At 31.6% G+C, this 24,273-nt stretch carries 25 protein-coding genes; 20 read left to right on the plus strand and 5 right to left on the minus strand.

Going from position 1 to position 24,273, the window contains the following annotated elements:
* Positions 1-190 (plus strand): hypothetical protein (locus tag EG57_RS26615; protein WP_032079702.1); only part of this gene is annotated, 190 nt, incomplete at its 5' end.
* Between the two features lie 507 nt (positions 191-697).
* On the opposite strand, the gene EG57_RS0224530 is transcribed toward EG57_RS26615, so the two are convergent.
* On the minus strand, positions 698-1,279 hold the full coding sequence (locus EG57_RS0224530) for a TetR/AcrR family transcriptional regulator (RefSeq protein WP_032079703.1): 582 nt from the start codon (positions 1,277-1,279) through the stop codon (positions 698-700).
* A gap of 303 nt (positions 1,280-1,582) precedes the next feature.
* Here EG57_RS0224530 and EG57_RS0224535 point away from each other — a divergent pair, with 303 nt between their 5' ends.
* The 19 genes from EG57_RS0224535 to EG57_RS26120 all read left to right on the plus strand — a co-directional run bounded on the left by EG57_RS0224535 (position 1,583) and on the right by EG57_RS26120 (position 19,867).
* A complete protein-coding gene (locus EG57_RS0224535) occupies positions 1,583-2,905 on the plus strand; it encodes a hemolysin family protein (RefSeq protein WP_032079704.1) in 1,323 nt (440 codons plus the stop codon).
* 629 nt (positions 2,906-3,534) lie between these two features.
* Entirely contained in the window at positions 3,535-4,296 is a 762-nt protein-coding gene (locus tag EG57_RS0224540) for a nucleotide-binding protein (RefSeq protein WP_032079705.1), read from the plus strand.
* Positions 4,293-5,597 (plus strand): nitrogenase component 1, encoded by a 1,305-nt coding sequence (locus tag EG57_RS0224545; protein ID WP_032079706.1) that lies wholly within the window; start codon positions 4,293-4,295, stop codon positions 5,595-5,597. Before EG57_RS0224540 ends, EG57_RS0224545 begins: the two co-directional genes overlap by 4 nt.
* Before the next feature lie 3 nt (positions 5,598-5,600).
* Positions 5,601-6,653, plus strand: a complete 1,053-nt coding sequence (locus tag EG57_RS0224550; protein ID WP_032079707.1) for a nitrogenase component 1 — start codon at positions 5,601-5,603, stop codon at positions 6,651-6,653.
* Between the two features lie 6 nt (positions 6,654-6,659).
* Positions 6,660-9,011 carry a carbamoyltransferase HypF gene (gene hypF, locus EG57_RS0224555; protein ID WP_032079708.1) on the plus strand — a complete coding sequence of 784 codons (2,352 nt, stop codon included), beginning with the start codon at positions 6,660-6,662 and terminating at the stop codon, positions 9,009-9,011.
* Positions 9,012-9,013: 2 nt separating this feature from the next.
* Positions 9,014-9,220, plus strand: a complete 207-nt coding sequence (locus EG57_RS0224560; protein WP_032079709.1) for a HypC/HybG/HupF family hydrogenase formation chaperone — start codon at positions 9,014-9,016, stop codon at positions 9,218-9,220.
* Positions 9,220-10,278: a hydrogenase formation protein HypD gene (gene hypD, locus EG57_RS0224565; RefSeq protein WP_032079710.1), complete on the plus strand. Its 1,059-nt coding sequence runs from the start codon at positions 9,220-9,222 to the stop codon at positions 10,276-10,278. Before EG57_RS0224560 ends, hypD begins: the two co-directional genes overlap by 1 nt.
* Positions 10,271-11,275 (plus strand): hydrogenase expression/formation protein HypE, encoded by a 1,005-nt coding sequence (hypE, locus tag EG57_RS0224570; RefSeq protein ID WP_032079711.1) that lies wholly within the window; start codon positions 10,271-10,273, stop codon positions 11,273-11,275. Before hypD ends, hypE begins: the two co-directional genes overlap by 8 nt.
* 31 nt (positions 11,276-11,306) lie before the next feature.
* Entirely contained in the window at positions 11,307-12,077 is a 771-nt protein-coding gene (locus tag EG57_RS0224575; RefSeq protein WP_032079712.1) for a nucleotide-binding protein, read from the plus strand.
* Positions 12,068-13,396 (plus strand): nitrogenase component 1, encoded by a 1,329-nt coding sequence (locus EG57_RS0224580; RefSeq protein ID WP_032079713.1) that lies wholly within the window; start codon positions 12,068-12,070, stop codon positions 13,394-13,396. Before EG57_RS0224575 ends, EG57_RS0224580 begins: the two co-directional genes overlap by 10 nt.
* The gene (locus EG57_RS0224585) at positions 13,393-14,523 is read left to right on the plus strand and encodes a nitrogenase component 1 (RefSeq protein WP_032079714.1); all 1,131 of its coding nucleotides are present in this window, start codon (positions 13,393-13,395) and stop codon (positions 14,521-14,523) included. Before EG57_RS0224580 ends, EG57_RS0224585 begins: the two co-directional genes overlap by 4 nt.
* A 382-nt stretch (positions 14,524-14,905) precedes the next feature.
* Complete coding sequence (locus tag EG57_RS26885) at positions 14,906-15,055, plus strand: helix-turn-helix domain-containing protein (protein ID WP_200880610.1); 150 nt, start codon at positions 14,906-14,908, stop codon at positions 15,053-15,055.
* Positions 15,056-15,352: 297 nt separating this feature from the next.
* A complete protein-coding gene (locus EG57_RS0224590; protein WP_242859928.1) occupies positions 15,353-15,835 on the plus strand; it encodes a Fur family transcriptional regulator in 483 nt (160 codons plus the stop codon).
* An 81-nt stretch (positions 15,836-15,916) separates the two neighbouring features.
* Positions 15,917-16,345, plus strand: a complete 429-nt coding sequence (locus EG57_RS0224595; protein WP_032079715.1) for a flavodoxin — start codon at positions 15,917-15,919, stop codon at positions 16,343-16,345.
* Positions 16,346-16,381: 36 nt separating this feature from the next.
* Positions 16,382-16,987: a DUF3793 family protein gene (locus EG57_RS0224600; RefSeq protein ID WP_032079716.1), complete on the plus strand. Its 606-nt coding sequence runs from the start codon at positions 16,382-16,384 to the stop codon at positions 16,985-16,987.
* Positions 16,988-17,061: 74 nt separating this feature from the next.
* Entirely contained in the window at positions 17,062-17,271 is a 210-nt protein-coding gene (locus tag EG57_RS0224605) for a FeoA family protein (protein ID WP_029159554.1), read from the plus strand.
* A gap of 20 nt (positions 17,272-17,291) precedes the next feature.
* Positions 17,292-17,513, plus strand: a complete 222-nt coding sequence (locus tag EG57_RS0224610) for a FeoA family protein (protein WP_029159555.1) — start codon at positions 17,292-17,294, stop codon at positions 17,511-17,513.
* Between the two features lie 15 nt (positions 17,514-17,528).
* A complete protein-coding gene (feoB, locus tag EG57_RS0224615; protein WP_032079717.1) occupies positions 17,529-19,679 on the plus strand; it encodes a ferrous iron transport protein B in 2,151 nt (716 codons plus the stop codon).
* Between the two features lie 35 nt (positions 19,680-19,714).
* The gene (locus tag EG57_RS26120) at positions 19,715-19,867 is read left to right on the plus strand and encodes a FeoB-associated Cys-rich membrane protein (protein WP_084572328.1); all 153 of its coding nucleotides are present in this window, start codon (positions 19,715-19,717) and stop codon (positions 19,865-19,867) included.
* A 52-nt stretch (positions 19,868-19,919) separates the two neighbouring features.
* On the opposite strand, the gene EG57_RS0224620 is transcribed toward EG57_RS26120, so the two are convergent.
* From EG57_RS0224620 to EG57_RS0224635, 4 genes are all read right to left on the minus strand, one after another.
* The gene (locus EG57_RS0224620) at positions 19,920-20,831 is read right to left on the minus strand and encodes an AEC family transporter (protein ID WP_032079718.1); all 912 of its coding nucleotides are present in this window, start codon (positions 20,829-20,831) and stop codon (positions 19,920-19,922) included.
* Positions 20,832-20,975: 144 nt separating this feature from the next.
* Positions 20,976-22,937, minus strand: coding sequence for an FtsX-like permease family protein (locus tag EG57_RS0224625; protein WP_032079719.1), 1,962 nt, complete (start codon positions 22,935-22,937; stop codon positions 20,976-20,978).
* The gene (locus tag EG57_RS0224630) at positions 22,924-23,691 is read right to left on the minus strand and encodes an ABC transporter ATP-binding protein (RefSeq protein ID WP_032079720.1); all 768 of its coding nucleotides are present in this window, start codon (positions 23,689-23,691) and stop codon (positions 22,924-22,926) included. Before EG57_RS0224630 ends, EG57_RS0224625 begins: the two co-directional genes overlap by 14 nt.
* Before the next feature lie 169 nt (positions 23,692-23,860).
* On the minus strand, positions 23,861-24,273 hold a 413-nt coding region (locus tag EG57_RS0224635; protein WP_032079721.1), incomplete at its 5' end, for an ATP-binding protein.

Here is a 24,273-nt window from a genome sequence, read left to right on the forward strand (position 1 = left end):
TGAGAGATCTATAGCTTCTTTAAAATGCAATCCATGCATTGAACACCCAAGAACAGTAAACACCACTACTATGCGTTCTGATCTATATTTAACTGCTATTTCTAAACTTATAAATGTTATACTGGCTTACGCCATAAATAATGTAGAATATATTAGAAGTATAAATAAACTTCTTAAAATAGCTGCTTAATCAACATATCCTCAATTAAATTACATGCTACGCATGCCTTTTTATCCAAAGGCTTTTTGTCGTAATCTTTTTTTGTACATTTTTAAGTAAAAATTCAAAAGTTATCCACATTCTTTAACTTTCAATTCTGCAATCATCTAACAATATATTTAATTAATGAGTACTTTTAATAGTTCATGGTGGAGGTTAAAATAAAGAAATTTAATTAAGTTAAATATACGTATATCAGTATTTGTAAAGTTTATATATTGAATTTAAGTTAAATGTTCTTTAAAATCTCGTTTCTGAATGAATAATTTTATATTCATTCACATATGAAGAAAAAAATAAAATTTGTATAGTTTCATTTATTATGTTAGTTAATTCTTAATATTAGAGATATTTATTCATAATAAATTGTCTATTTATTAATGGAATTAAGACTTAACTAGCATAACAAATTAATTTAAATTATTAGACAGTTATTTTCAAGTATAAATTAAAAATCATAGTAATTTAAATGTATTTTTATTTTGGAAAATTAGTTAATCCTTTCATTATAAATTCTGCTAAGTAATCTATAATTTTTGGAAAATGATGAATACCAATTTCTCTTTTATGAGTGTCAATAAATATTATTGAGTTGAATAAGGCCAGTATAAATTCAAAATCTAAATCATCTCTTATTTTTTTTTCAGTTTGCCATTTTTTTATTAAATCTGCAAAGTTATTATATAAAAAATCAACATCATTTTTTCCATTCTCTTTACGATAATATTTTTCTAATTTAGTGAAAACATCCCTATTATACCATTCCTTTAATATAGGATTAGAATTCATGCCCTTAATGTTTAATGATAGTGCTTCTTTAATTGCTTTAGTAGGATCTTCATCAAAGTTAACAGATTCCATAATATTTTTTTTAAGTTTATCATTTTCTTGTATATGAATTTCCAAGAAAAGTTTCTCTTTAGAGGGATAATAATTATAAAATGTGCCTACTCCTATACCAGCCAATTTTGTTATATCAGAAACACTTGTATCCTTAAAGCCTTTGGAACAGAATAACTTTTTCCCACTATTGAAAATAACTACTTTTTTATTTAACAATAAAATCACCTCCAATATACGAATGAATAATTTTAAATTCATTCATATACTAACATGATAACATTTTAGTGTCAATATAATTGTGTAAATATTGGAATTTTGAAATAGTGTAAGGTTTTTATAGACAGATTTGATTTGTACTATTACTTAATTTTCAAAAATATGCATGTTATATGGGTATAGTAAGTTGTTTTTTTACAAAAAATTATTTATTATTAACAATTTGGATACTTGACTGGAAAAATCTTAACTTTTATGTTATTATTATGATTATTATATATTACATTTGAGGAGGAATTATTAATGGAATCAGACCCTAGTCCCGACCCGAGTATAATGGGACAATTTATTTTAATAGCCATCTTAACTTTAATTAATGCATTTTTTTCTTTAGCTGAGATAGCGCTAGTATCAGTTAATAAGAATAAAATCAAGTTAATGGCAGAGCAAGGAAATAAGAAAGCTCAATTATTGGAAAAATTTATTAAGGAACCAACAAAAGCATTATCTACTATTCAAGTTGGAATTACTCTTGCAGCGTTTCTTTCTAGTGCATCTGCATCTACAGGCATAGCAAACAAATTTACTAAGTTTTTGACTAACATTGGAGTACCTTATAGTAGTGAAGTATCAATAGTTATTATAACTATTGTATTGTCTTATGTAACACTAGTATTTGGTGAATTATTACCTAAAAGAATAGCTCTTCAAAAGCCAGATGCATTTGCAATGAGGTCTATAGGAGTAATTGTATTTCTATCTAAAATTACTTCACCTTTTGTAAAGTTGCTTTCTGGATCTATAAATATTTTAGTTAAAGTATTTGGATTAGATAAGAAAAATACAGAAGAAACTATATCTAAAGAAGAAATAAAATCCCTAGTTGAAGTTGGAAGAGAATATGGTGTTATTAATGAGACAGAAAAGCAAATGATAAATGGTATATTTGAATTTGATGATAAATTAGCTAAGGAGGTCATGACTCCTAGACCAGATGTGTTTTTAATCAATGTAAATACTTCACATGATGAAATTATGGATGAGCTCATGGAGGAAAAGTATTCAAGAATTCCTGTATATGAAGATGATATTGATAATATAATAGGAATTTTGTACATGAAAGACTTATTTATTGAGATTCATAAAAATCATAATAAGAATATTGATATAAGGAAAATGCTGCATACTCCATATTTTGTGCTTGAAAGCAAGAACATTGATGAGTTGTTTAAGGAGCTTCAAACTACTAGAAATCATATGGCAGTATTGATAGATGAATATGGTGGATTTTCAGGAATAGCAACTATAGAAGATCTTATAGAAGAAGTTATGGGAGAAATAGATGATGAATATGATGATAGTGAGCCGGATATAAAAAAGGTTGATAATGATACTTTTGTTGTAAGTGGTTCTATATCAGTTGATAATTTCAATAATTATCTTAATTTGAATTTAATTTCAGAGTATTCTGATACCATAGGCGGTTTTGTGGTAGATTTATTAGGTCATATACCACACAATGGAGAACGGAAAGCTGTTAATTATGAAAATATAATATTTAAAATTGAAGAAGTCAAAGATAGAAGAATAGAGAAAGTAAAAGTTTGTATGGCAAAAGAAGTTTAAGGTCTTTGTTTACTATGGTTATATTTTAACAAAGTATATATAATAAAATGAAAGCTTGAATCAGGTGGAGTTTTTAATTCTGCCTGATTTTTTTACACAATTTGGTGTAAGTTCTTGACAATACCAATTCTTGGTGATAAACTGAATATATAAAAATTTCAGAAAACGATTAATTGGTTATTTGATATTTTAATTAAAATTTAATATTGTTGTCACTCTGAAGCGAAGGTGTCCTGAGATAAAGAGCGGGCAGTAAAGAAGTAATATTTTGAATTAGTGTATTATTTATCTGATGGCAATCATACGTAACACTCCCATCTTCTTTATGTGAGATATAACAGTTGATATGCTCATGGATAAGTTATTTTAAGATTTAGATGGAGAGTACCCATTATGATGGAAGTTCACATGAGTCTAAAAATAATTTGATATGCTATGAATGAATTTAAGCTCTTCCCAAGCCTGGGAAGAGCTTTTTTACATGAGAAAAGCAAAGAATTAAAGTCTATGATTTTGTGTGAATCACTTACTCCTTCGGCAATAGGAGAAGGAGTTTCATATAAAGAAAGACGGGGTATTAGCAAAATATTAGTGATAGGATAAATGAAGTTTCATAGGAGGTTTAAAAGATGCTAAAAATAGCTATATACGGAAAAGGTGGCATTGGAAAATCTACAATTACCAGTAATTTATCGGCAGCATTTGCCAAGCTTGGAAAGAAAGTTATACAAATAGGATGTGACCCTAAAGCAGATTCTACTATTAATTTGCTTGGAGGGGAAGCATTAATGCCTGTGATGAATTATATGAGGGAATTTGATAAAGATCCAGAAAAAATTGAGGATATTTCAAAAGTAGGTTTTGGAGGAGTACTTTGCATAGAGACAGGGGGTCCTACACCTGGTCTTGGTTGTGCAGGTAGAGGAATTATTACTACATTTAATTTACTGGAAGAATTAGATCTTTTTAAAACATATAAACCAGATGTTGTACTTTATGATGTTTTAGGTGATGTGGTTTGTGGTGGATTTGCAGCGCCTATTCGTGAAGGATATGCTGAAAAAGTGCTTATAGTTACTTCAGGGGAAAAAATGGCTCTTTATGCAGCCAATAATATAAATAGTGCAGTTAAAAATTTTGAAGATAGAGGTTATGCAAAGGTGCTTGGTATAGTATTCAATCATAGAAATATTGAAAATGAAGATGAAAAAGTAAAAGACTTTGCAGATTCAGTTAAGCTTCCAATTGTAGGTGATATTCCAAGAAACAAGGATATCAATCGTTTTGAAGAAATGGGAAGGACGGTTATTGAAGGGGATCCCAGTCTACCAATAAGTCAACGCTTTTTAAATTTAGCCAGATTATTAATTAAGGATGAGGGAATAAAATGAAAAAAGATCCATATTATATTACAGCGGAAAATTTAGCTGCAGCAGGTAAAGAGAATATTCCTGCAGAGCTTATTTCAAATACTCATTTGATTTATAGTTCACCAGCAACTCTTTCTTTTAATTCACCTGGTGCTCAAGGTTTTGGTGTTAAGCGTGCAGCTCTTGCAATACCAGGATCAGTTATGCTTTTAGTAGCTCCAGGATGTTGCGGCAGGAATACAACGACATTAAGTGAAGCGGGTGGATATAGTGAAAGAATGTTCTATTTGATAATGGATGAAACTGATATTGTTACTGGAGCTCACTTGAAGAACATTCCACAAGCAGTGGAAGAAATTTGTAAATGTACAAGGAGTATGCCATCAGTAGTTATGATTTGTATAACATGTGTGGATGCACTCCTGGGAACAGACATGGAGCGTGTTTGCAGAAAGGCTATGGATAGGGTGAATATTCCTGTTCTCCCATGTTATATGTATGCACTTACAAGAGAAGGTCGTAAACCTCCTATGGTACATGTAAGGCAGTCTATTTATTCCTTACTTGAGCCAATGGAAAAAAGACCGGATACAGTTAATATACTGGGATATTTTGCTCCGCTTATAGAAACTTCAGAGCTATATGATTTGCTGCACCATATTGGCATAAAGAAAATAAATGAAATTTCTAAGTTAAAAGACTTTGATGAATATATGCATATGGGAGAAGCAAATTTTAATCTTGTATTAAATCCAGAAGCAAGATTTGCAGCACAGGATATTATGAAACGACTTAATATTCCATCAGTAGAACTTACAAGATTGTATCAAATAGATAAAGTGCAGAATCAATACCGGATTTTTGTAAATGCTCTTGGTGCCAGCTTTGATGATGAAAAATATTATGAGGAAGCTAAGAAGGCCATAGATGAATTGAAAGATTCCTATCCCCATATAACATTTGCAGTAGGGGAAACGCTGAATGCTAATTCTTTTGAATTATCTTTAGCACTTTTAAGATATGGATTTAAGGTAGCTGAAATATATGCTAGCCTTACTTTAGAAGACTTTGTTTATATTAAAAAAATTGCAAAATTAAGTCCTGCAACCAAGATTTATTCCAATCTTGAACCTACAATGCTTTATTATGATTGCAGTAGAGAAAACATTGATATAACTATTGGCAAGGATGCTGAGTATTATCATCCTAACTGTGTAAATGTACCCTGGAATGAGGATACTCAACCATTTGGGTATGCTGGTGTAAAAAAATTATTTAAAGAATTGAAGCATTCATTGGATTGTTCTTTTAAGGAGGCATAGTAGATGAAAGGATTAAGAAAATATATACCACCTTTTGCACCAGATCAGTCTGGTGCGGCGGCTGTTTTTTATAAGCTGGGTGGAATTATAGTTATCTGTGATGCTGGAGGATGTGCTGGTAATGTATGTGGATTTGATGAGCCTAGATGGGCTACAGAAAAAACTGCCATTTTCAGTGCAGGACTTCGTGATATGGATGCTATACTGGGGCGTGATGACAGGCTTGTGGCTAAACTTGCAGATGCTGCTAAAAAATTGGAAGCAAAATTTGCAGCAGTTATTGGAACTCCAGTACCGTCAGTTATTGCTACTGATTATAATGCAATAAAGAAAATGGCAGAAAAGAAGCTGCAAATACCTGTTCTTACTATAGAAACTACTGGTATGGATTTGTATGATGTTGGAGCTGAAAAAGCTTATGTTAAAATGTTTAAAACCTTTGCAAAAGATGGACTCACAGTGGATAAAGGGAGTATTGGTGTAATTGGAACAATTCCACTTGATGTCAGTGATTTAAAGGCACCAGATAAAATAGAATCTGAACTAAAGAATAAAGGATTTAAAAATGTCTACTGTTATGGTATGAAATCAGATTTGTCAGAGGTAGAAGCTGCTGGCAGTGCTTCAAAAAATCTAGTAGTATCACCTGCTGGATTAAAGGCTGCACAGTATTTAAAGGAAAGATTTGGCACAGCTTATGAAGTCTTTTATCCATTAGTTTCAGACATATTAAACAGTGAAATGAAAGAACAGTTTAAAAACTTTGAGAATAAAAAGATTTTAGTCATACATCAGCAGGTTATAGCCAATTCAATAAGAAATGAAATAAATAGAAATGTGAATTCAGATATAACAGTTGCTTCCTGGTTTATGTTAAAGGAGGAGCTTAGAGAGGTTCAGGATATTTCTCTTACAGAAGAGGACCAGTTTGTTAAGCTTATAGAAAAAGGAAATTATGATGTAATTGTAGGTGATAATATTTTGAAACGTGCAATACCTAACTTCAAGGGAAGGTATGTGGATGTACCACATTTTGCAGTTTCAGGAAAGATGTGATGTGAGATGGAAGATTGTAAAACTTTACTTATTAGAGTTTATGGTATTGTTCAGGGAGTTGGCTTCAGACCTACAGTAAGCCGGCATGCAGATAAAAATCGTATACTTGGAAGTGTGTGTAACAAAGGACCTTATGTAGAAATATGGGCACAAAGTACAGAAAGTAGACTAAAAGGCTTTCTTCATGATTTAGAACATAATCCTCCAAAGCGTTCATCAATATTAAAAATTGATGTGCATGAAGTGGAAGAATCAAAAAAATTTAAGGACTTTGAAATTATTGAAAGTGAACATGTACAGGGTGAGATTTTTGTATCTCCAGATATTGCTATCTGTCCAGAATGTATAAAGGAACTTTTTGATAAGAATAACAGACGATATCTTCATCCCTTTATAAACTGTACGTGTTGTGGGCCAAGACTTACTATTTTAGACTCCATGCCTTATGATCGTGTACGTACCAGCATGGGTGAATTTCCTATGTGTCCAGAATGTGAATATGAATACACCCACGCTGAAACCCGAAGATATGATGCACAGCCAGTATGTTGTAATGAATGTGGTCCAGAGGTTTATATCATAGGAAGAGATGAGCGAGGTAAAGAAGCAATTACTTATACAAGACAGATAATACATGATGGAGGCATTGTAGCTATAAAAGGAATTGGAGGTTTTCATCTTTGTTGTGATGCTACAAATAGGGAAGCAGTACAGAGGCTTAGAACATTAAAAACAAGGCCTGCTAAACCATTTGCGGTTATGATGCGGGATATAGAAACAGTAGAACGCGAATGTGAAGCTATAAAAGTTCAAAAAGAATTACTTGATGGACATCAGAAACCAATCATACTTCTAAGGAGAAAACCAAGTGGAAGGGTGTGTGATGCCGTGGCACCTGATAATCCAAAGGTAGGAGTAATGCTGCCATATGCTCCTTTGCAGCTACTTATATTTACATATGATGATGATATAGTCATGCCGGATTGTCTAGTTATGACAAGTGGTAATACGTCAGGTGCACCAATATGCAGGGACGATGATGACGCAATAGGGGAATTATCAAAGATGTGTGATGTTATTTTATCACATAATCGAATGATTCGTATTCGTGCAGATGATTCAGTTATGGATTTCTTTGAAGAAAAACCTTATATGATAAGACGTTCAAGAGGATATGCACCACTGCCTTTTATGGTTTCAAATAAATTTAATGGAGAAGTGCTTGCAGTGGGTGGTGAACTGAAAAATACTTTTTGTATAGGCAAAAATAATTTGTTTTATGCATCACCGTATATTGGAGACATGGAAGATTTAAGAACAGTAAAGGCTTTAAAAGAATCTATTACGAGAATGGAAACTCTGCTTGAAACTGCGCCAACCATTGTGGCATGTGATATGCATCCAAAATATAATACTACTTACGTGGCACAGGAAATTGGACTTCCTGTGATTCAGGTTCAACATCATTATGCACATATACTATCATGTATGGCTGAAAATGATTATTCTAATCCAGTTATAGGTGTTTCATTTGATGGAACAGGCTATGGAACGGATGGAACCATTTGGGGAGGGGAGTTACTAAAGGCTACTTATGATGGATTTGAAAGACTGGGCAGCATAAAACCCTTTGTTCAAATTGGTGGTGATTTGTCAGCTAAAGAAGGATGGCGAATTGTAGTAAGTATGATTTATGGTATATACAAGGATAAGGTTAAAGCTGGTGAAATTGTAAAACAGCTTAAGTTGTGTGATGAGAAGAATTGTAGTGTTCAGTTTATGATGGCTGACAATAAAATAAACAGCATAATATCTACAAGTGCAGGTCGTTTGTTTGATGCTGTAAGTGCTATTTTGAATATTAGGAAGCAGTCGTCCTTTGAAGGAGAAGCGTCTATGACACTTGAATTTAAAGCAGAAGCTTATGAAGAAAAACATATGATTTATAATGGTGATGGTAGCATCTGCGAGGTAGATAGTATTGAATTGCCAAAGCTTGTTTATGAAGATTCAGAAGGAAAGTTAATTATGGCAACAGATGTTTTAGTTAAGAAAATCATAGAAGAAACTTTAGCTGGAAAAGATGCAGAAAGCTTAGCTTATTTTTTCCATGAAAAATTATCAGACATGATTGCAGCTGCATGTTCCTATGCTTCAGAAAAAAGTGGAATTAATACTATAGCTTTAAGCGGTGGAGTGTATCAGAACCAGTTATTATTAAAAATGAGTATAGAACGTTTGAGAAAAATGGGCTTTAGAGTTTTAACCCATAGTTTATTGCCGCCAAATGATGGTGGAATCGCAACAGGACAGGCAATAGCAGCAATGGAATATATAAACAAAACGAAAGGAGAATAAATATGTGTGTAGGTTTGCCAGCAAAAGTTGTAAAGGTTAAAGAAGGCATGGCGATCATCGATGCTTCAGGAGCAAAAAGAGAAGTATCTGCAGAGTTAATTGATGAATTGGAACCAGGGGATTATGTTATGGTTCATGCAGGAATTGCCATTGCCAAAATTACAAATGATGATAAGAGTGAAACAGATAAAATCATGGAGGAATTATAATGGCTGAAAATATAAAAAAAACTGCAAAGGAGATTATCGAAGGTTACAGGGGACCTAAGCTTCGTATTATGGAAGTTTGCGGAACTCATACTCATGAAATATTCAGACTTGGAATTAGAAGTATCCTACCAGAGAATATTGAATTGATATCAGGACCAGGATGTCCGGTTTGTGTCACGAATGTTGGCTTTATTGATGAAGCCATTATGCTGGCTCTTCATCATAATGTCACAATATGCACCTTTGGAGATTTGGTAAGGGTACCTGGTTCAGAAATGAGCCTTGCAGGAGCTAGGTCAAAAGGTGGAAAAGTTCAAATAGTATATTCACCTATTGATGCTTATGAGTATGCTAAAGCTAACCTTGATGAGCAGGTAGTATTTTTATCAGTAGGATTTGAAACAACCACACCTGCCAGCTGTTTGTCGGTTAAAAAAGCAAAAGAAGCAGGACTTACAAATTTTGCATTACTTACAGCAAACAAAACTATGCCAGCAGCATACAAAGCTTTGAAAGGCAGTGCAGATGCATTTTTATATCCAGGTCATGTACATGCCATTACAGGTACAAATTTGTGTGAAAATTTGGTTAATGAAGGCGTTAGTGGAGTGATAACAGGTTTTACTGCAAATGAAATTATGACAGCACTTGCTGTAGTAATCACAAGATTAAAGGAAGGCGTCAGTTTCTTTAAAAACTGTTATCCAAGGGTTGTTACACGTGAAGGAAGTAAAGCAGCACAAAGTATTGTATCTGAAATTATGGAAGATTGTGATTCTGAATGGAGAGGACTTGGTGTTATAAAAAATTCAGGTCTTAAATTGAAAGAAGCTTATAAAGAGTTTGATGCTAGAAATAAATTCAATTTACCAAAAGTCACAGGTAAAAGTAATTCAGCATGCCGCTGTGGTGATGTTCTGCAGGGAAAATGCAAGCCATCGGATTGTAGGGTATTTGGAAAAGGATGTACACCACTGCATCCTGTTGGAGCATGCATGGTATCTAATGAAGGTGCGTGTTCAGCATATTATCAGTATGGAGGGATTATAAATGGATAAAACAGTTACACTAGCTCATGGAGCTGGAGGAAAACAAACATCAGAATTAATAGATCAGGTTTTTAAAGCTCATTTTTCCAATCCGGACCTGACATCAGATGATGCTGCAGTATTGAATATTAAGGGAGGAAAACTGGCATTTACTACAGATGGATTTATTGTTTCTCCATCAGAATTTCCAGGTGGAAATATAGGTAAATTGAGCATTTGTGGTACAGTAAATGACTTATCTTGTATGGGAGCTAAGCCATTGTACTTATCCTGTGCCTTTGTCATTGAGGAAGGCTTTTCAATGGAGAAATTAGAAAAAATTGCAGCAGCTATGGAAAAGACTGCAGATGAAGCAGGGGTCAAAATAGTAGCTGGAGACACAAAGGTTGCTGGAAAAGGACAGGTTGATGGTGTATTTATAACAACAACAGGTATTGGCCAGATTATAGATGGTGTCAATACTTCTGGCTTTAATGCAAAACCTGGTGATGCAATTATTGTAACAGGTGATATAGGACGGCACGGATGCACTGTTTTGCTTGCACGAAACGAGTTTGGAATACAGGTAGATGTAGCAAGTGATTGTGCACCATTGTGGGGAACAGTAGAAGCTATGCTTCATGAGTCAAAAGATATTCATGTAATCAGAGATGCTACCCGTGGAGGTGTAGGTACAGTATTATATGAAATTGCAGAGCAGAGCAAAGTTGGAATTAGACTGGATTCAAAGAGTATACCAGTAGCAGATGGTGTAAAAGGAGTATGTGGCATGCTGGGGCTGGAGCCATTATATCTTGCATGTGAAGGCAGACTTGTTATTTTTGCTCCAAAAGAAGTTGCACCAAAGCTTGTGAATACGTTACATAAAGGTAAGTATTCCAAAGATGCAGCTATTATTGGTGAAGTAATCTGTGATATGGCAGGACGTGTTATTGTAAAAACAGAAATTGGTGCTGAAACATTGCTGCCACCTCCAGGAGGAGAGTTGCTTCCAAGAATATGCTAATACATTTGCTTAGAGTTTGGGGGAAAATATTATGATAAAGATTGCAGTATATGGAAAAGGTGGCATTGGAAAATCTACAACAGTTTCTAATATATCAGCTGCACTTTCTGATAAAGGAATAAGGGTTATGCAGATTGGATGCGATCCTAAAGCTGATTCTACAGTTTCACTTCATGGCAAAACAAAAGTGAATACGGTACTTGAACTTGTAAGAAACAATAAGGATAACTTTACTTTGGAGGATATGGTAACTGTTGGATACAATGGTGTGATATGTGTGGAGGCAGGTGGTCCTAATCCTGGTTTAGGCTGTGCAGGCAGAGGAATTATAGCAGCTCTTGAAAAATTAAAAGAAAAAGGTGCCTATGAAGTATATAAACCAGATGTAGTTATATATGACGTATTAGGTGATGTAGTATGTGGAGGATTTTCAATGCCAATGCGTAAGGGTTATGCAGACAAAGTATTTATTATAACCTCAGGTGAAAACATGGCTATTCATGCAGCAGCCAATATTGCCATGGCTATAGATAATTTTAAGAATAGGGGTTATGCAGGTCTTGGAGGTCTTATTCTTAACAGAAGAAATGTAAAAAATGAATATGAAAAAGTAAGTGAACTGGCAGAGGATATTCATTCAGAAATAGTTGGTACTTTGGACATGAGTGAAACTGTTCAGGAAGCAGAGAGTTTGAATAAAACAGTAATAGAAGCATTCCCTCAAAGTGATATGGCAAAACAGTATAGAAAGCTGGCAGAGATTATCATGAGGATATGTGGAAAGGAGATATCATGCTTGTAAATGTATCTGGACATGCTAATGAAAAAGGTGCCTGTATTGCAATAAAAGACGCTGCATTTCCTGCACCCTTTGTATCCGGACTTGAATATAATGCTCCTTCCAGGGGAACATGGAATATAGTTCATGTTGGAATGCTTATTCCAAAATCACATCAGATATATGTATGTGCAGCAAATTGTTTAAGAGGTGTTGTTCTTACAGCAGCAGAAATGGGCACATTAGATAGGTTTTCAACTATAGCTGTACAGGAGAACAATGTGCTGGAAGGTAACATGGAAGAACTTATAATAGAAGGTGTATCAGATATACTTGAAAAGCTTCCACAAAAACCTCCAGCAGTTTTGATATTTACCGCCTGCATACATCATTTTATGGGATGTGATTTTGAGCTGGTTTATAGTGAACTTAGAAAAAGATATTCTGATGTGGCTTTTGTAGATTGTTATATGGATCCAATTATGAGGAAAAGCGGTTTGACGCCGGATCAGAAAATGAAGCGCCAATTGTATGACATACTTGAACCTATGGAGATTAATAAAAAAAGCATTAATATCATTGGCAACAATATTCCTATAGATGAAAGCAGTGAACTGATACGGATCATTCGTGAAAATGGATATGAACTTAAAGATATTACTCTTTGTAAAACATATAATGAATATCTTAAAATGGCAGAAAGTTGTGTTAACATATCCTGTTTGCCTGTTGTAATACCAGGTGGAGATTATTTGCAGGAAAAATTAGGACAGAAGCATTTACATTTGCCTTTATGCTATGGATTTGATGAAATAACAGAAAATTTGAATACATTGAATGAATATCTGGGATTGTCAAAAAAACAATATAAAGATGAAAAATTATCAGCTCTAAATGCATTAAAAGAAGCAAAAGAAGTAATTGGGGATGCAAAGATTTCAATAGATTATACAGCTGTTCCAAGACCTTGTGAATTAGCACGATTGCTTGTTGAAAATGGATTTAATGTGGATAGGATTTATGTAGATTCATTTACAGAATGGGACAAAACAGATTTTAACTGGCTTGTAAAAAACAAACCTGAAATGAAAGTGTATGCTACAGTACATGCAAAGATGCGTTTATTAAATAGAAAATGTGATGAGAAGAGTCTTGCAATAGGGCAGAAGGCTGCTTATTTTACAGGGAGTGAATATTTTGTAAATATAGTAGAAGGCGGAGGAATGTATGGCTTTGATGGAATTGTCAAATTAGCTGGACTTATGAAAGAAGCTTTTACATTTCAGAAGGATGTACGTACGCTTATACAAATGAAAGGATTGGGGTGTGATTGCTTACTATGAAACAGGCTTCAGCATTTATTTCAACATATACTGCAGATGTGTCAGGTGTTTGTTCCGCACTATATGAATTAGGTGGAATGACTGTTATGCATGATGCATCAGGTTGCAATTCAACATATACTACTCACGATGAACCACGCTGGTATGATATGGAAAGCATGATTTATATTACAGGACTTTCTGAAATGGAAGCTATTATGGGGGATGATGATAAATTAATAAATGACATTGTGACAGCTGCTAATGACTTGCATCCCCAATTTATAGCTATTGCAGGTACACCCATTCCAATGATGATGGGTACAGATTTTCCTGCTATTGCAGAAGTAATTGAAAATGAAACTGGAATTCCTACATTTGCTATTGAAACAAATGGAATGCATTCTTATATATGTGGAGCAGGGCAAGCTCTTGCTGAAATAGTAAAACGATTTACAGTTGAGGGTGTATCTAAGATAACAAAAAGTGTAAATGTACTTGGTGCTACTCCTCTAGATTTTTCTGTAAATGGAAGTATAGAAAGTATTAGAAAGAAATTAACTGAAGTTGGATTTCAGGTTTTATCTGTATGGGCAATGGGAAGTACACTTGAACAAATGAAACAAGCTGGAGCTGCAGAAGTAAACTTAGTTATTTCCTCTACTGGACTTTTAGCAGCAAAAGAACTACAGAAGAAGTTTGGAACACCGTATGTTGTAGGAGTTCCAATGGGAGATGAGTTTACAGCTGTAGTTATTAAAGCACTGGATAAAGCAATTGGTTCAAGAAAATCTCAAATTGTCTATGGCAGAAAAAATATCTGTCATAGTGATACAGTTATTATTGGAGAGAGTATTTATTCTGAATCATTAGCTGCAGCACTTGCACTTACAAAAGGCATTAAAGCTAATGTTTTATGTACTTTGGAAACAGAACCTGATTTGCTACTACAAGGAGACGTTTTAGCAGAAGATGAAGATAGCTTGATGCTGTATTTGAAAAATACAAAAGTCATCATTGCAGACCCTATTTATCGAAGTATTGCTCAATCTGGTACAAAATTCATATCACTTCCACATGAAGCTTTTTCAGGGAGACTTTATAGAAAAGATATTCCAAATTTAATTAAGAGTATAGATGTAATATAGCAAATTTATATTGTAATAAAAAATATTTGTAATAATAATTGTTCTAAGGAAAAAAAGTTTAGAAAAAATAAAATATGAAATTCTTTATCATGAGTATTTTTAGTTTGCTTTAAATAGCACTAGGTAATCGTTACTAGTGCTTATTTAAATTGGCTGAAAAACATATACAACGATATTTCTAAATTTTATATATCTTGATAATAAAAAATATAATTTGTAATTATGTATTGACAAAGTAAATGAATTTGATTATCATTATCATTGAAAGAGAAAATAAAATTAGTACTTTTCAATTATTTGATCATTACTAAACTTGCATTTGATATTTAGAAATGTGATTTTAGAACTATAAAATAGATTTGTATGAATAGAGGGGAAATCTATGCTTATTGGACTTTTAAATCTATTAAAAAAACCTGAGAAGTATTCTTTAAAAGAAATGGCTGAATTTTTTAAAACAGATGTTTCAGCTATAAAAGTAAAGCTTAAATATTTAGAGCAAAAAGGATATATAAAGAAGTGGAAAGAGTGATTATTAAGGAATACAATTACAGGTGAAAGTGAAATTTAAATGGGGATTGGCAAATATAAGTATTTACAAAAATAGATATAAGTAGTATACTTAAATTGAAATTAATGATAATGATATTCATTATCGATTGCCAAAAATATAGATAGTAATATTTATATTTTTATTTTTTAAAAATCAGTTGAGAATGATTATCTATATCAATTAATTTGAAGTAAAAATAATATGTTGCATGCAATACAAATGGTAAAACAAATTTTTTTATATTAAAGTGTGCAATTATAGAAGGTAGTGATATACATGAAAAAGAAAACTACTGATATTAGTAACTTAAGTGAAAAGTTAATAAGTAATGGATATAAAATTACAAAGCAAAGATGTGAAATTATAAAAGCAATATATGAAAACAGTGTACATATGAATGCTGATGAAATATATAAAAAAGTAAAACATAAGAAAATAGGACTTAGCACAGTATATAGAAATCTCATGATATTAGAAACTGTTGGAATAATAAAAAGAATTAATGCAGCAAATACAAGCTACTATGAACTACAAACTATAGGAGAAATTGATATACATGCAAAATGCATAAGATGTAACAAGATAGTAGATATAAAAAAAGAGAAACTAGAAGAAAATGCAAAAAAATTAATAAAAAATATCAAGCAAGAACGAGGAAGTATAATCAATAGTGCAAGTATTGTGTTGTCAGTAATATGTGAAAAATGTAAAAGTGAAATTATATTAAATAGAGATTCTAACAAAGGAAGAGATGGATGATGTAATTAATTTTTAAAATAATATATAAATTATCAAGTACATAAGTGCTTATCTATAGTTTTTTACAAGGAGGAGATTAATTTGAAAAATGTAGTAATTATTTATTGGAGTGGGACAGGCAATACAGAAGCTATGGCAACAGGTGTTATGGATGGTGTAAAATCACAAAATGTAAATGTAAGGTTGCTTAATGTTGGAGAAGCAAAGGTAGAAGATGTTTTAAAAGCAGATGCAGTAGCTCTTGGATGCCCATCTATGGGATCAGAACAGCTTGAAGAATCTGAAATGGATCCATTTATTGAATCAATTTCGGATGCAATTGAAGGTAAAAATACTGCATTATTTGGCTCATATGGATGGGGCAATGGTGAATGGATGACTGACTGGCAAGAAAGAATGGAATCTTATGGAGCAAGGGTTATAGAAGATGGTCTTATAATTAATAATGAACCAGATGAAGAAGGTATTAAAAAATGCAAGGAGCTTGGTGAACTTTTAGCAAAGGCTTAAGAAATATATTAAACATAAAGTAATGGAGGATGTTTTATGGGTAAAGAAGAGTTAAAAAAATTTTTTATTGTTACAAATAATTATGATGATTTGGAATATTTATTTTCAGTAATAGTATGTAGTGCAGGACCAACTATAAAAAAATATAAAGCATCTTCTTTAATTACTTTTGGCAAGAATAATAGAAACTTGAACAGTATATGGGAAAAATATAAAAATGAAGTTAAGGAAATATTAGATATTGATTATTTTGAATTGAAAAAGGATGCAGAAAGTACAATAGTGTTGTTTTTTAATAAAGAAAAGATTGAACTTAATGTAAGAGAAAGCAAAAATGTAGAGTTTTTAAAAAGATTTGGATACAACGAAAATATGAGTGTTGAACAGAGCTTAACTCTTTTAAGTAAAAGATTTGAACATATGTGTCCTCATGAAATTGGAATTTTTTTAGGATACCCAGTAGAAGATGTAACAGCTTTTATTGATTGCCCTAATGCAGAATGTAAAATGATAGGATATTGGAAAGTATATCATGACATTAAAAAGGCTAAAGCTATTTTTAATAAATATGATGAAATAAAATATACTATCATGAAACTAATGATAAAAGGTATTAAACCAACAGAACTATTAAGAAGTTAAACTTAGTATAATTAAGAAGCTTTAATAAAAGTAGAGATTCAAATATATAAGATATGATGAAGGAGGAAAAGACTATGCCATTAATATTAGCAGGTAAAGGAAATGAAATGAATATTATAAAAATAATTGGAAATGATGAGACAAAAAGATTTTTAAATAGTCTAGGTTTTGTAGTTGGAGAAACTGTTAAAATTATTTCGGAAATTGGTGGAAATATAATAATAAATATTAAAGACAGCAGAGTTGCATTAGATAAAAGCATGGCAAGTCGAATAATAGTTTAGACAAGGGGAGGTCATTTTTAATGAGCACATTAAAAGAAATAAAGTGTGGGCAAACCATTAAGGTTAAGAAAATTGATGGAGTAGGAGCTGTTCGTAGACGTATTATGGATATGGGTATTACAAGAGGTTGTGAAATTTATGTACGCAAGGTAGCCCCACTTGGAGATCCTATAGAATTAACTATTCGTGGATATGAATTATCGATTCGTAAAGCCGATGCAGAAATGATTCTTGTAGAGTAATAAGGAGGAGTAGAAATGACAATTAAAATAGGACTTGCTGGTAATCCGAACTGTGGAAAGACTACTATGTTTAATGAACTTACAGGTTCATCACAGTATGTTGGTAACTGGCCTGGAGTAACAGTTGAAAAAAAAGGTGGTAAGCTAAAAGGAAATAAAGATGTTGAAATTGTAGATTTGCCAGGTATTTATTCTTTATCGCCATATACTTTAGAAGAAGTAGTAACACGTAATTTTATGATAAATGATAAGCCAGATGCAGTAATTAATATAGTAGATGCATCAAATATCGAAAGAAATTTATACTTAACAACTCAAATTTTAGAACTTGGAATTCCAACGGTTGTAGCACTTAATATGATGGATGTTGTAGAAAAAAATGGAGATAAAATTGATATAGATAAGTTATCAAAAATGCTTGGATGTCCGGTTGTTGAAACATCTGCTCTTAAAGGAAATGGTGTTTCGGCTGCTGCGAAAAAAGCAATTGAAATTGCAAAGAGTAAGAATAAACCAGATTTTGAATTAAATTTCTCCAAGGAAGCAAAAAGTGCTTTTCAAGAGATAGAAAAAATTATTGTAAAAAGTATTCCACATGAAGGGATTGAAACTTTGTGGCTTACCATCAAGCTTTTTGAACGTGATGAGAACATAATTAAAAAGTTAAATATCTCAAAAAATATATTAGATGAAATAGAAATTATAATACAAAAATATGAAGCTGAACTTGATGATGATAGTGAAAGTATTGTTACAGGAGATAGGTATGCTTTTATAGGAGATGTGATTTCAAAATCCGTTAAGAAGAATAGAAAAGGAAGTGAAACAACTTCAGATAAGATAGACAAAATTGTTACAAATCGTTTTCTAGCATTACCAATTTTTGCAGCTATTATGTTTGGAGTATATTACATAGCAATCAGCAAAGTTGGAACTCCAATGACTGATTGGGTAAATGATACACTATTTGGAGATATTATTCAAGGAAATGTTTCAAATTGGTTAGCAAGTGCACAAGTTGCTGATTGGTTACAAGGATTAATAATAAAAGGAATAATTGGTGGAGTTGGATCAGTGCTTGGGTTTGTTCCACAAATAATGGTTTTATTCTTACTATTATCAATTTTAGAAGATTGTGGATATATGGCGAGAGTAGCTTTTATTATGGATAGAGTTTTTCGTAAGTTTGGACTTTCAGGTAAATCTTTTATACCAATGTTAATCAGTTCAGGATGCGGTGTTCCAGGTGTTATGGCAACTCGTACTATGGAAAATGATAGAGATAGAAAAATGACAATAATGTTAACTACATTTATTCCATGCAGTGCTAAATTACCAATTATTGCATTAATTGCAGGAGCACTTTTTGGTGGAGCCTCTTGGGTAGCACCAGCAGCTTATTTTTTAGGAATAATAATGATTATCATTTGCGGAATTATATTAAAGAAAACTAAATTATTTTCTGGAGAACCATCACCATTTGTTATGGAGCTTCCACAATATCACATTCCAAGTGCAAAGGGAGTTTTAATGCATATGTGGGATAGGGGAAAAGCATTTATTGTTAAAGCAGGTACAATAATCTTTGTTTCTTGTGGTGTGATATGGTTTTTACAATCCTTTAACTGGTCACTTGCTATGGTGGATGCAGGAGAAAGTATGCTTGCAAGTATTGGAACTGTAATAGCTCCTATTTTTAAGCCTCTTGGATTTGGTAATTGGCAGTCAGCTGTTGCTACAGTTACTGGCTTAGTTGCTAAGGAAAATGTTGTTGGAACCTTTGGAGTTTTATATGGTATATCTGATGCAGCATCAGATACTCCAGCACTTGTAACAAATGTTGCAGCCATGTTTACAGTTGCCAGCGCTTTTGCTTTCGTAGTATTTAATATGCTTTGCGCTCCTTGCTTTGCAGCAATTGGTGCAATAAGACGTGAAATGGGTTCATGGAAATGGACATGGATTACTTTAGGCTTTCAAACTTTTACAGCTTATATAACTGCACTTGTTATAAACCAAGTTGGTAGTTTCATCATAGGTAAAGGAACTTTAAGTGGGGCTGTAATTTCAATAATAGTAGCAATTGCAGTAGTTACAATAGCTATAACTACAGGAAAAAGTGCTAGAAACAAAGAAATTAAAACACAGGTAAGCTATACAAGATAATGAAACTTTAAATATAAAGATAGGAAGTGATGTTTATGCTAGCAACAATTTTAATAGCAGGTATTATATTTGCATTAATGGTTTTAGTTATAGTAAAGCAAGTTAAAAAAGCAAAAAGTGGCGAGAGTGGTTGTGGTTGTGGCTGCAGCAACTGCTCTTCATCTAGTGTATGCCACGGGAAGAAATAAAATAAAAAAGAGCTTCAGTTTTTATAAGCTGAAGTTCTTTTTAAATGAAGTTTTAAAGAAAAAATTTAATTACTAAAGGTATGGTAACTACAGATAAAAGTGATGAAAATGATACTATAAAAGCAGAATACTCTTTATTTTTATTGAAGTTTTCTGCAAAAATTGTAGTTAACGCACCTGCAGGCATAGCTTGCATTAATATAAAAGTTTTTAAAACCATGGAATTTTCTTTAAATAATATGGATATACAGTATAATATTAATGGCAATAGTATGAGTTTTATCATTGAACCATAATACATACTTTTATCCTTAATAATCTTTTTAAGTTCACTTCTAGATAATAAGCTTCCTATTATAAGCATAGATATTGGTGTTGTAAGTCCTCCAACCATTTTTGTGGTATTTAACAATAGAGGAGGTATTTTTATTGAAAATATCATAATTAGAAGTCCTATTACTGAAGATACCACTCCAGGGTTTTTAAGTGATTCCTTCAAGCCTTTAATATCACTTTTATTATTGAATAACATTACTCCATAGGTCCATACAAAAATATTGAATATCATATTGAAAATGGCAGCATATACTACTCCTTCATTTCCAAAAACACTTTGAGCTACAGGAAATCCCATAAAGCCGCAATTGGAAAAGACCATTGCAAATTCAAGAACATTTCTTTTACTCTTATCGACCTTTATAAGCAAGGGTTTTACTAGCAGTGGAGTTAGTAAAAATATTGCAAAGCTGTAGATAAAAGCTTTTATAACATTGTTTGCAACATCAGGTCCATAAGATATACTAAAAGATGAAATAACAAGAAAAGGGGTTGTTATTTCTACTAATAGCTTGGATAAACCATTTGAGAAATTTTCGTCTATAATATTTTTCTTTCCACCATAGAAACCTACCAAGGCAACTAAAAATAAAGATATTATTTGAGTTATTACTGTGTTTATTTCCATAAATTAACCTTCCAACTTTTTTATAATTCATGTTTACATACTATATATGATAGAAACTTGTACAAATAATTCTATCATATATAAATAATATGTAAATTGTCAAATACTAAATTTAAAGTTAAAAAGGTTTTCAGTGATTAATTACTACTGCCAGCTGTTTATTTGTCTTACATACATTGATCTTGAAAAGCAAAAGTAAATTGTCTGAAGCAGAAAATAAATTCCTACTATAATCATTAAATAAAGGCTGAGGCTTGTTTGTAATATATTGCTTAATGCCTTTATTGCAAAAGTAGTATGAATAAAGGATACTGCAAAAGGGAGAAAAAACATTATAAAGCATTGAGTACTTACTATTTTTTTTATTTCATCTACAGACATTCCCAGTTTTTTAAGAGCTGTAAATTCATGCTTATCATTTTGAATTTCATTAAATAGCTTAAAATATATTATGCTGCAGGTTGCTATGAAAAATAATACTGCAATAAAGGTTCCTATAAAGAAAAATGTAGACATAACTTCCATCATTTTAGAAAAATTTAATACTCTTTCAGAAAAACTGCTTTTCATTTCTTTTGGAACTTCGCTCTTTATCTTTGATACTGAGTTTACTGCTTTAAGTCCATTTTTTATAGTATAACCATAATAAACTTGAATATTATCATCCTTAATATCAGCTTTAAGTTTATTAAAGTCACTATCACTTATTACTGCAGTATTGGAGTTTTTGCTATCCTGATTAATTATTCCACCATTTATTTCATTTTTAAGCTTTAAGTTTATGGAGGTGCTTTGAGTATTTAATTTTAAATAATTTTTATCAGCAAATAATTCCTTATCCTTAGTTGCAATTACATTATGATAGTGAACAATTACTTCACCATTATTTAATTTAATAGATGGTTTCTTCTGCTCACTTGCTAAAGTGTTATAATCAGTATTGGATATAATGTAGAAATCCTTTTTATTAATCAGTTGTTTAAAATTTAAATGTTCATTTGAAGATAAATCATTATTAGTTGCTTTTATAAGGATAATTTTATTTTTATATTCTATTTCATTTCCATAAGATTTAAAAACTTTTTCTACTTCTTTAGGAGATATTACATTGTGTGTATTTAATCCATTTTCAATAAAACTTATGTCCTGTGGATAGTCTAATATAGTTTGTTTTTGTACAGTTTTTTGAAATGAGTATACACTTGCAGAAGCTGTTAAAGTTACAGCTGAAAGTATTGAAACAGCAAATAGTATTTTGGTATTGTCACTAAGTTTATATATTATTTGAGATAAAGTTATCATATTGATACCTTTATAAAAGATTTTATTATTATTTTTAAGTTTACTTGTAACATATATGCTGAATTGAGAGTATAGCATATAGGTGCCAGTTACTACTACAATTAAAATAGGAAACATAGTGAGTACAATGGCCTGACCTGAAAAAACTGCTAAAATGTATCCAAAACCAATTAATATTATACATAAAATAGCTTTTTTACTAGAAAATTTAGGTACTGGTTTTGCAACTCGGGAACCTTTTAAAAGCTCTATTATATTGTTGCTCTTTATCTTATAGCTTGATTTTAAACAAGTTATTTGGAATAATATTAAAAAACACACTGAAGTTAATAGTACAGCTTTAATTGATATGGTAAGAGGAATTTCAGCATTTAAAATCAAAATAGCTGAAATTGACATAAAAAATAATTTAGAAAAAAGAGTACCAAATATAATTCCCGTGCTTATAGAAAATAAAGAAACAATGAAGTTTTCAAACATAACATAGTTTCTTACTTGGCTTTTTGTCAGGCCAAACATTGATAAAAGTCCAAATTCTTTTTCCCTAGATTTTAAAAAGCTTGATATGGAATAGTTAGTAAATACAACTGTGAATATGAGTATTACAAACTCACAAAGATAAACCGTTTCTGTCATAATTGCTCCAGCTTGACCCATGCTTTTTAAACTGGAAGCTTTAGGACTTAAGAGAAAATTTGCAAATATGAAAAATACCATAACTACAAAGGTATTACTTAAATAGTACATTATAAATTTATTTAAATTTCCTTTTATATTTTTAACAGCGATGTTATGCAATGTCATTGTAATGACCTCCTATTAAAGTAAGTGAATCCATGATTTCCTTAAAGAAAGCTTGACGATTACTTCCTTTTACAATTTCTAAAAAGAATCTTCCATCCTTAATCATTATTATTCTTTTACAAAAGCTAGCTGCAAAAGGATCATGAGTAACCATCATTATAGTTGCTTTTTTTTCATTATTTAAGTTAGTTAAAGATTCCATAACATCCTGAGAAGCTTTAGAATCAAGATTACCAGTAGGCTCATCTGCAAGTATTATAGATGGATTGTGAATTAGTGCTCTTGCGCAAGCGGCTCTTTGCTGCTGCCCACCTGAAGTTTCATAAGGCCTTTTATCTAAAATCTTTTTTATATTTAAAAGTGAAGCAATATCATCTACTTTTTTTTCTATTTCATTAGTATTTGTTTTATTTAGAACTAATGGAAGTATTATATTTTCCTTTATTGATAGCGAATCTAGTAAATTAAAGTCTTGAAATATGAATCCAAGTTTCTTTCTTCTAAATAGCGCAGCTTTCTTTTCATCAAGTTTTTGTGGATTAACTCCATTTATGAAAAGCTCTCCTGAAGTTGGGGTATCTATTGTTGCAAGAATATTTAAAAGAGTACTTTTTCCACTTCCCGAAGGACCCATAACTCCAACAAATTCTCCTTTATCTATGCTAATGTTAAATTTATCAAGAGCTTTTACTTGTAAGCTTCCTCTTTTATCACCATAAATTTTACTTATATTTTCAGCTTTTAATACTGACATTAATTATCATTCCTTTCATCTATTAATTTCATGGCTGTTGTCCTTAATATTCTCACTCTTTTAGATGAGAAATATCTTGAACTTTATGTATATATTATAAAAAAATTAGAGAAATCAATGTATCGATTTCTCTTTCAAAATACAATTTTAATCTTACAATATTGAAAGATTAAAATTTAAACAAGTTTTTACCCTTGAAAAATATAATGGAAAAGGTGGAACCTTTGTTTTCTTCCGATTCTACAAGAATTTTGTGACCAAGTTTATCACATATTTTTTTTGCAAGATACATTCCCATTCCTGTGGATTCATCACTTTTTCTTCCATTCTTACCTGTAAAGAAAGCATTAAATACTCTATTTAAATCTTCTTTTGGTATACCTATTCCTTCATCAATTATAGATAAAACAATTCTTGAATTTTCATCTTTGATTTTAAAGGTAATATATTTGTTGTCTTGAATTTTCATCTTTGAATATTTTATAGCATTTATAACTATTTGATTTATTACAAAGTAAATCCATTTTTTATTTAGTAGGAATTTAAAACTTTTTTGCTCAAAAAAACATGCCGTTAGGCATT

It is taken from the genome of Clostridium drakei (assembly GCF_000633595.2).
GTDB classification, from domain to species: Bacteria; Bacillota; Clostridia; order Clostridiales; family Clostridiaceae; genus Clostridium_AM; species Clostridium_AM drakei.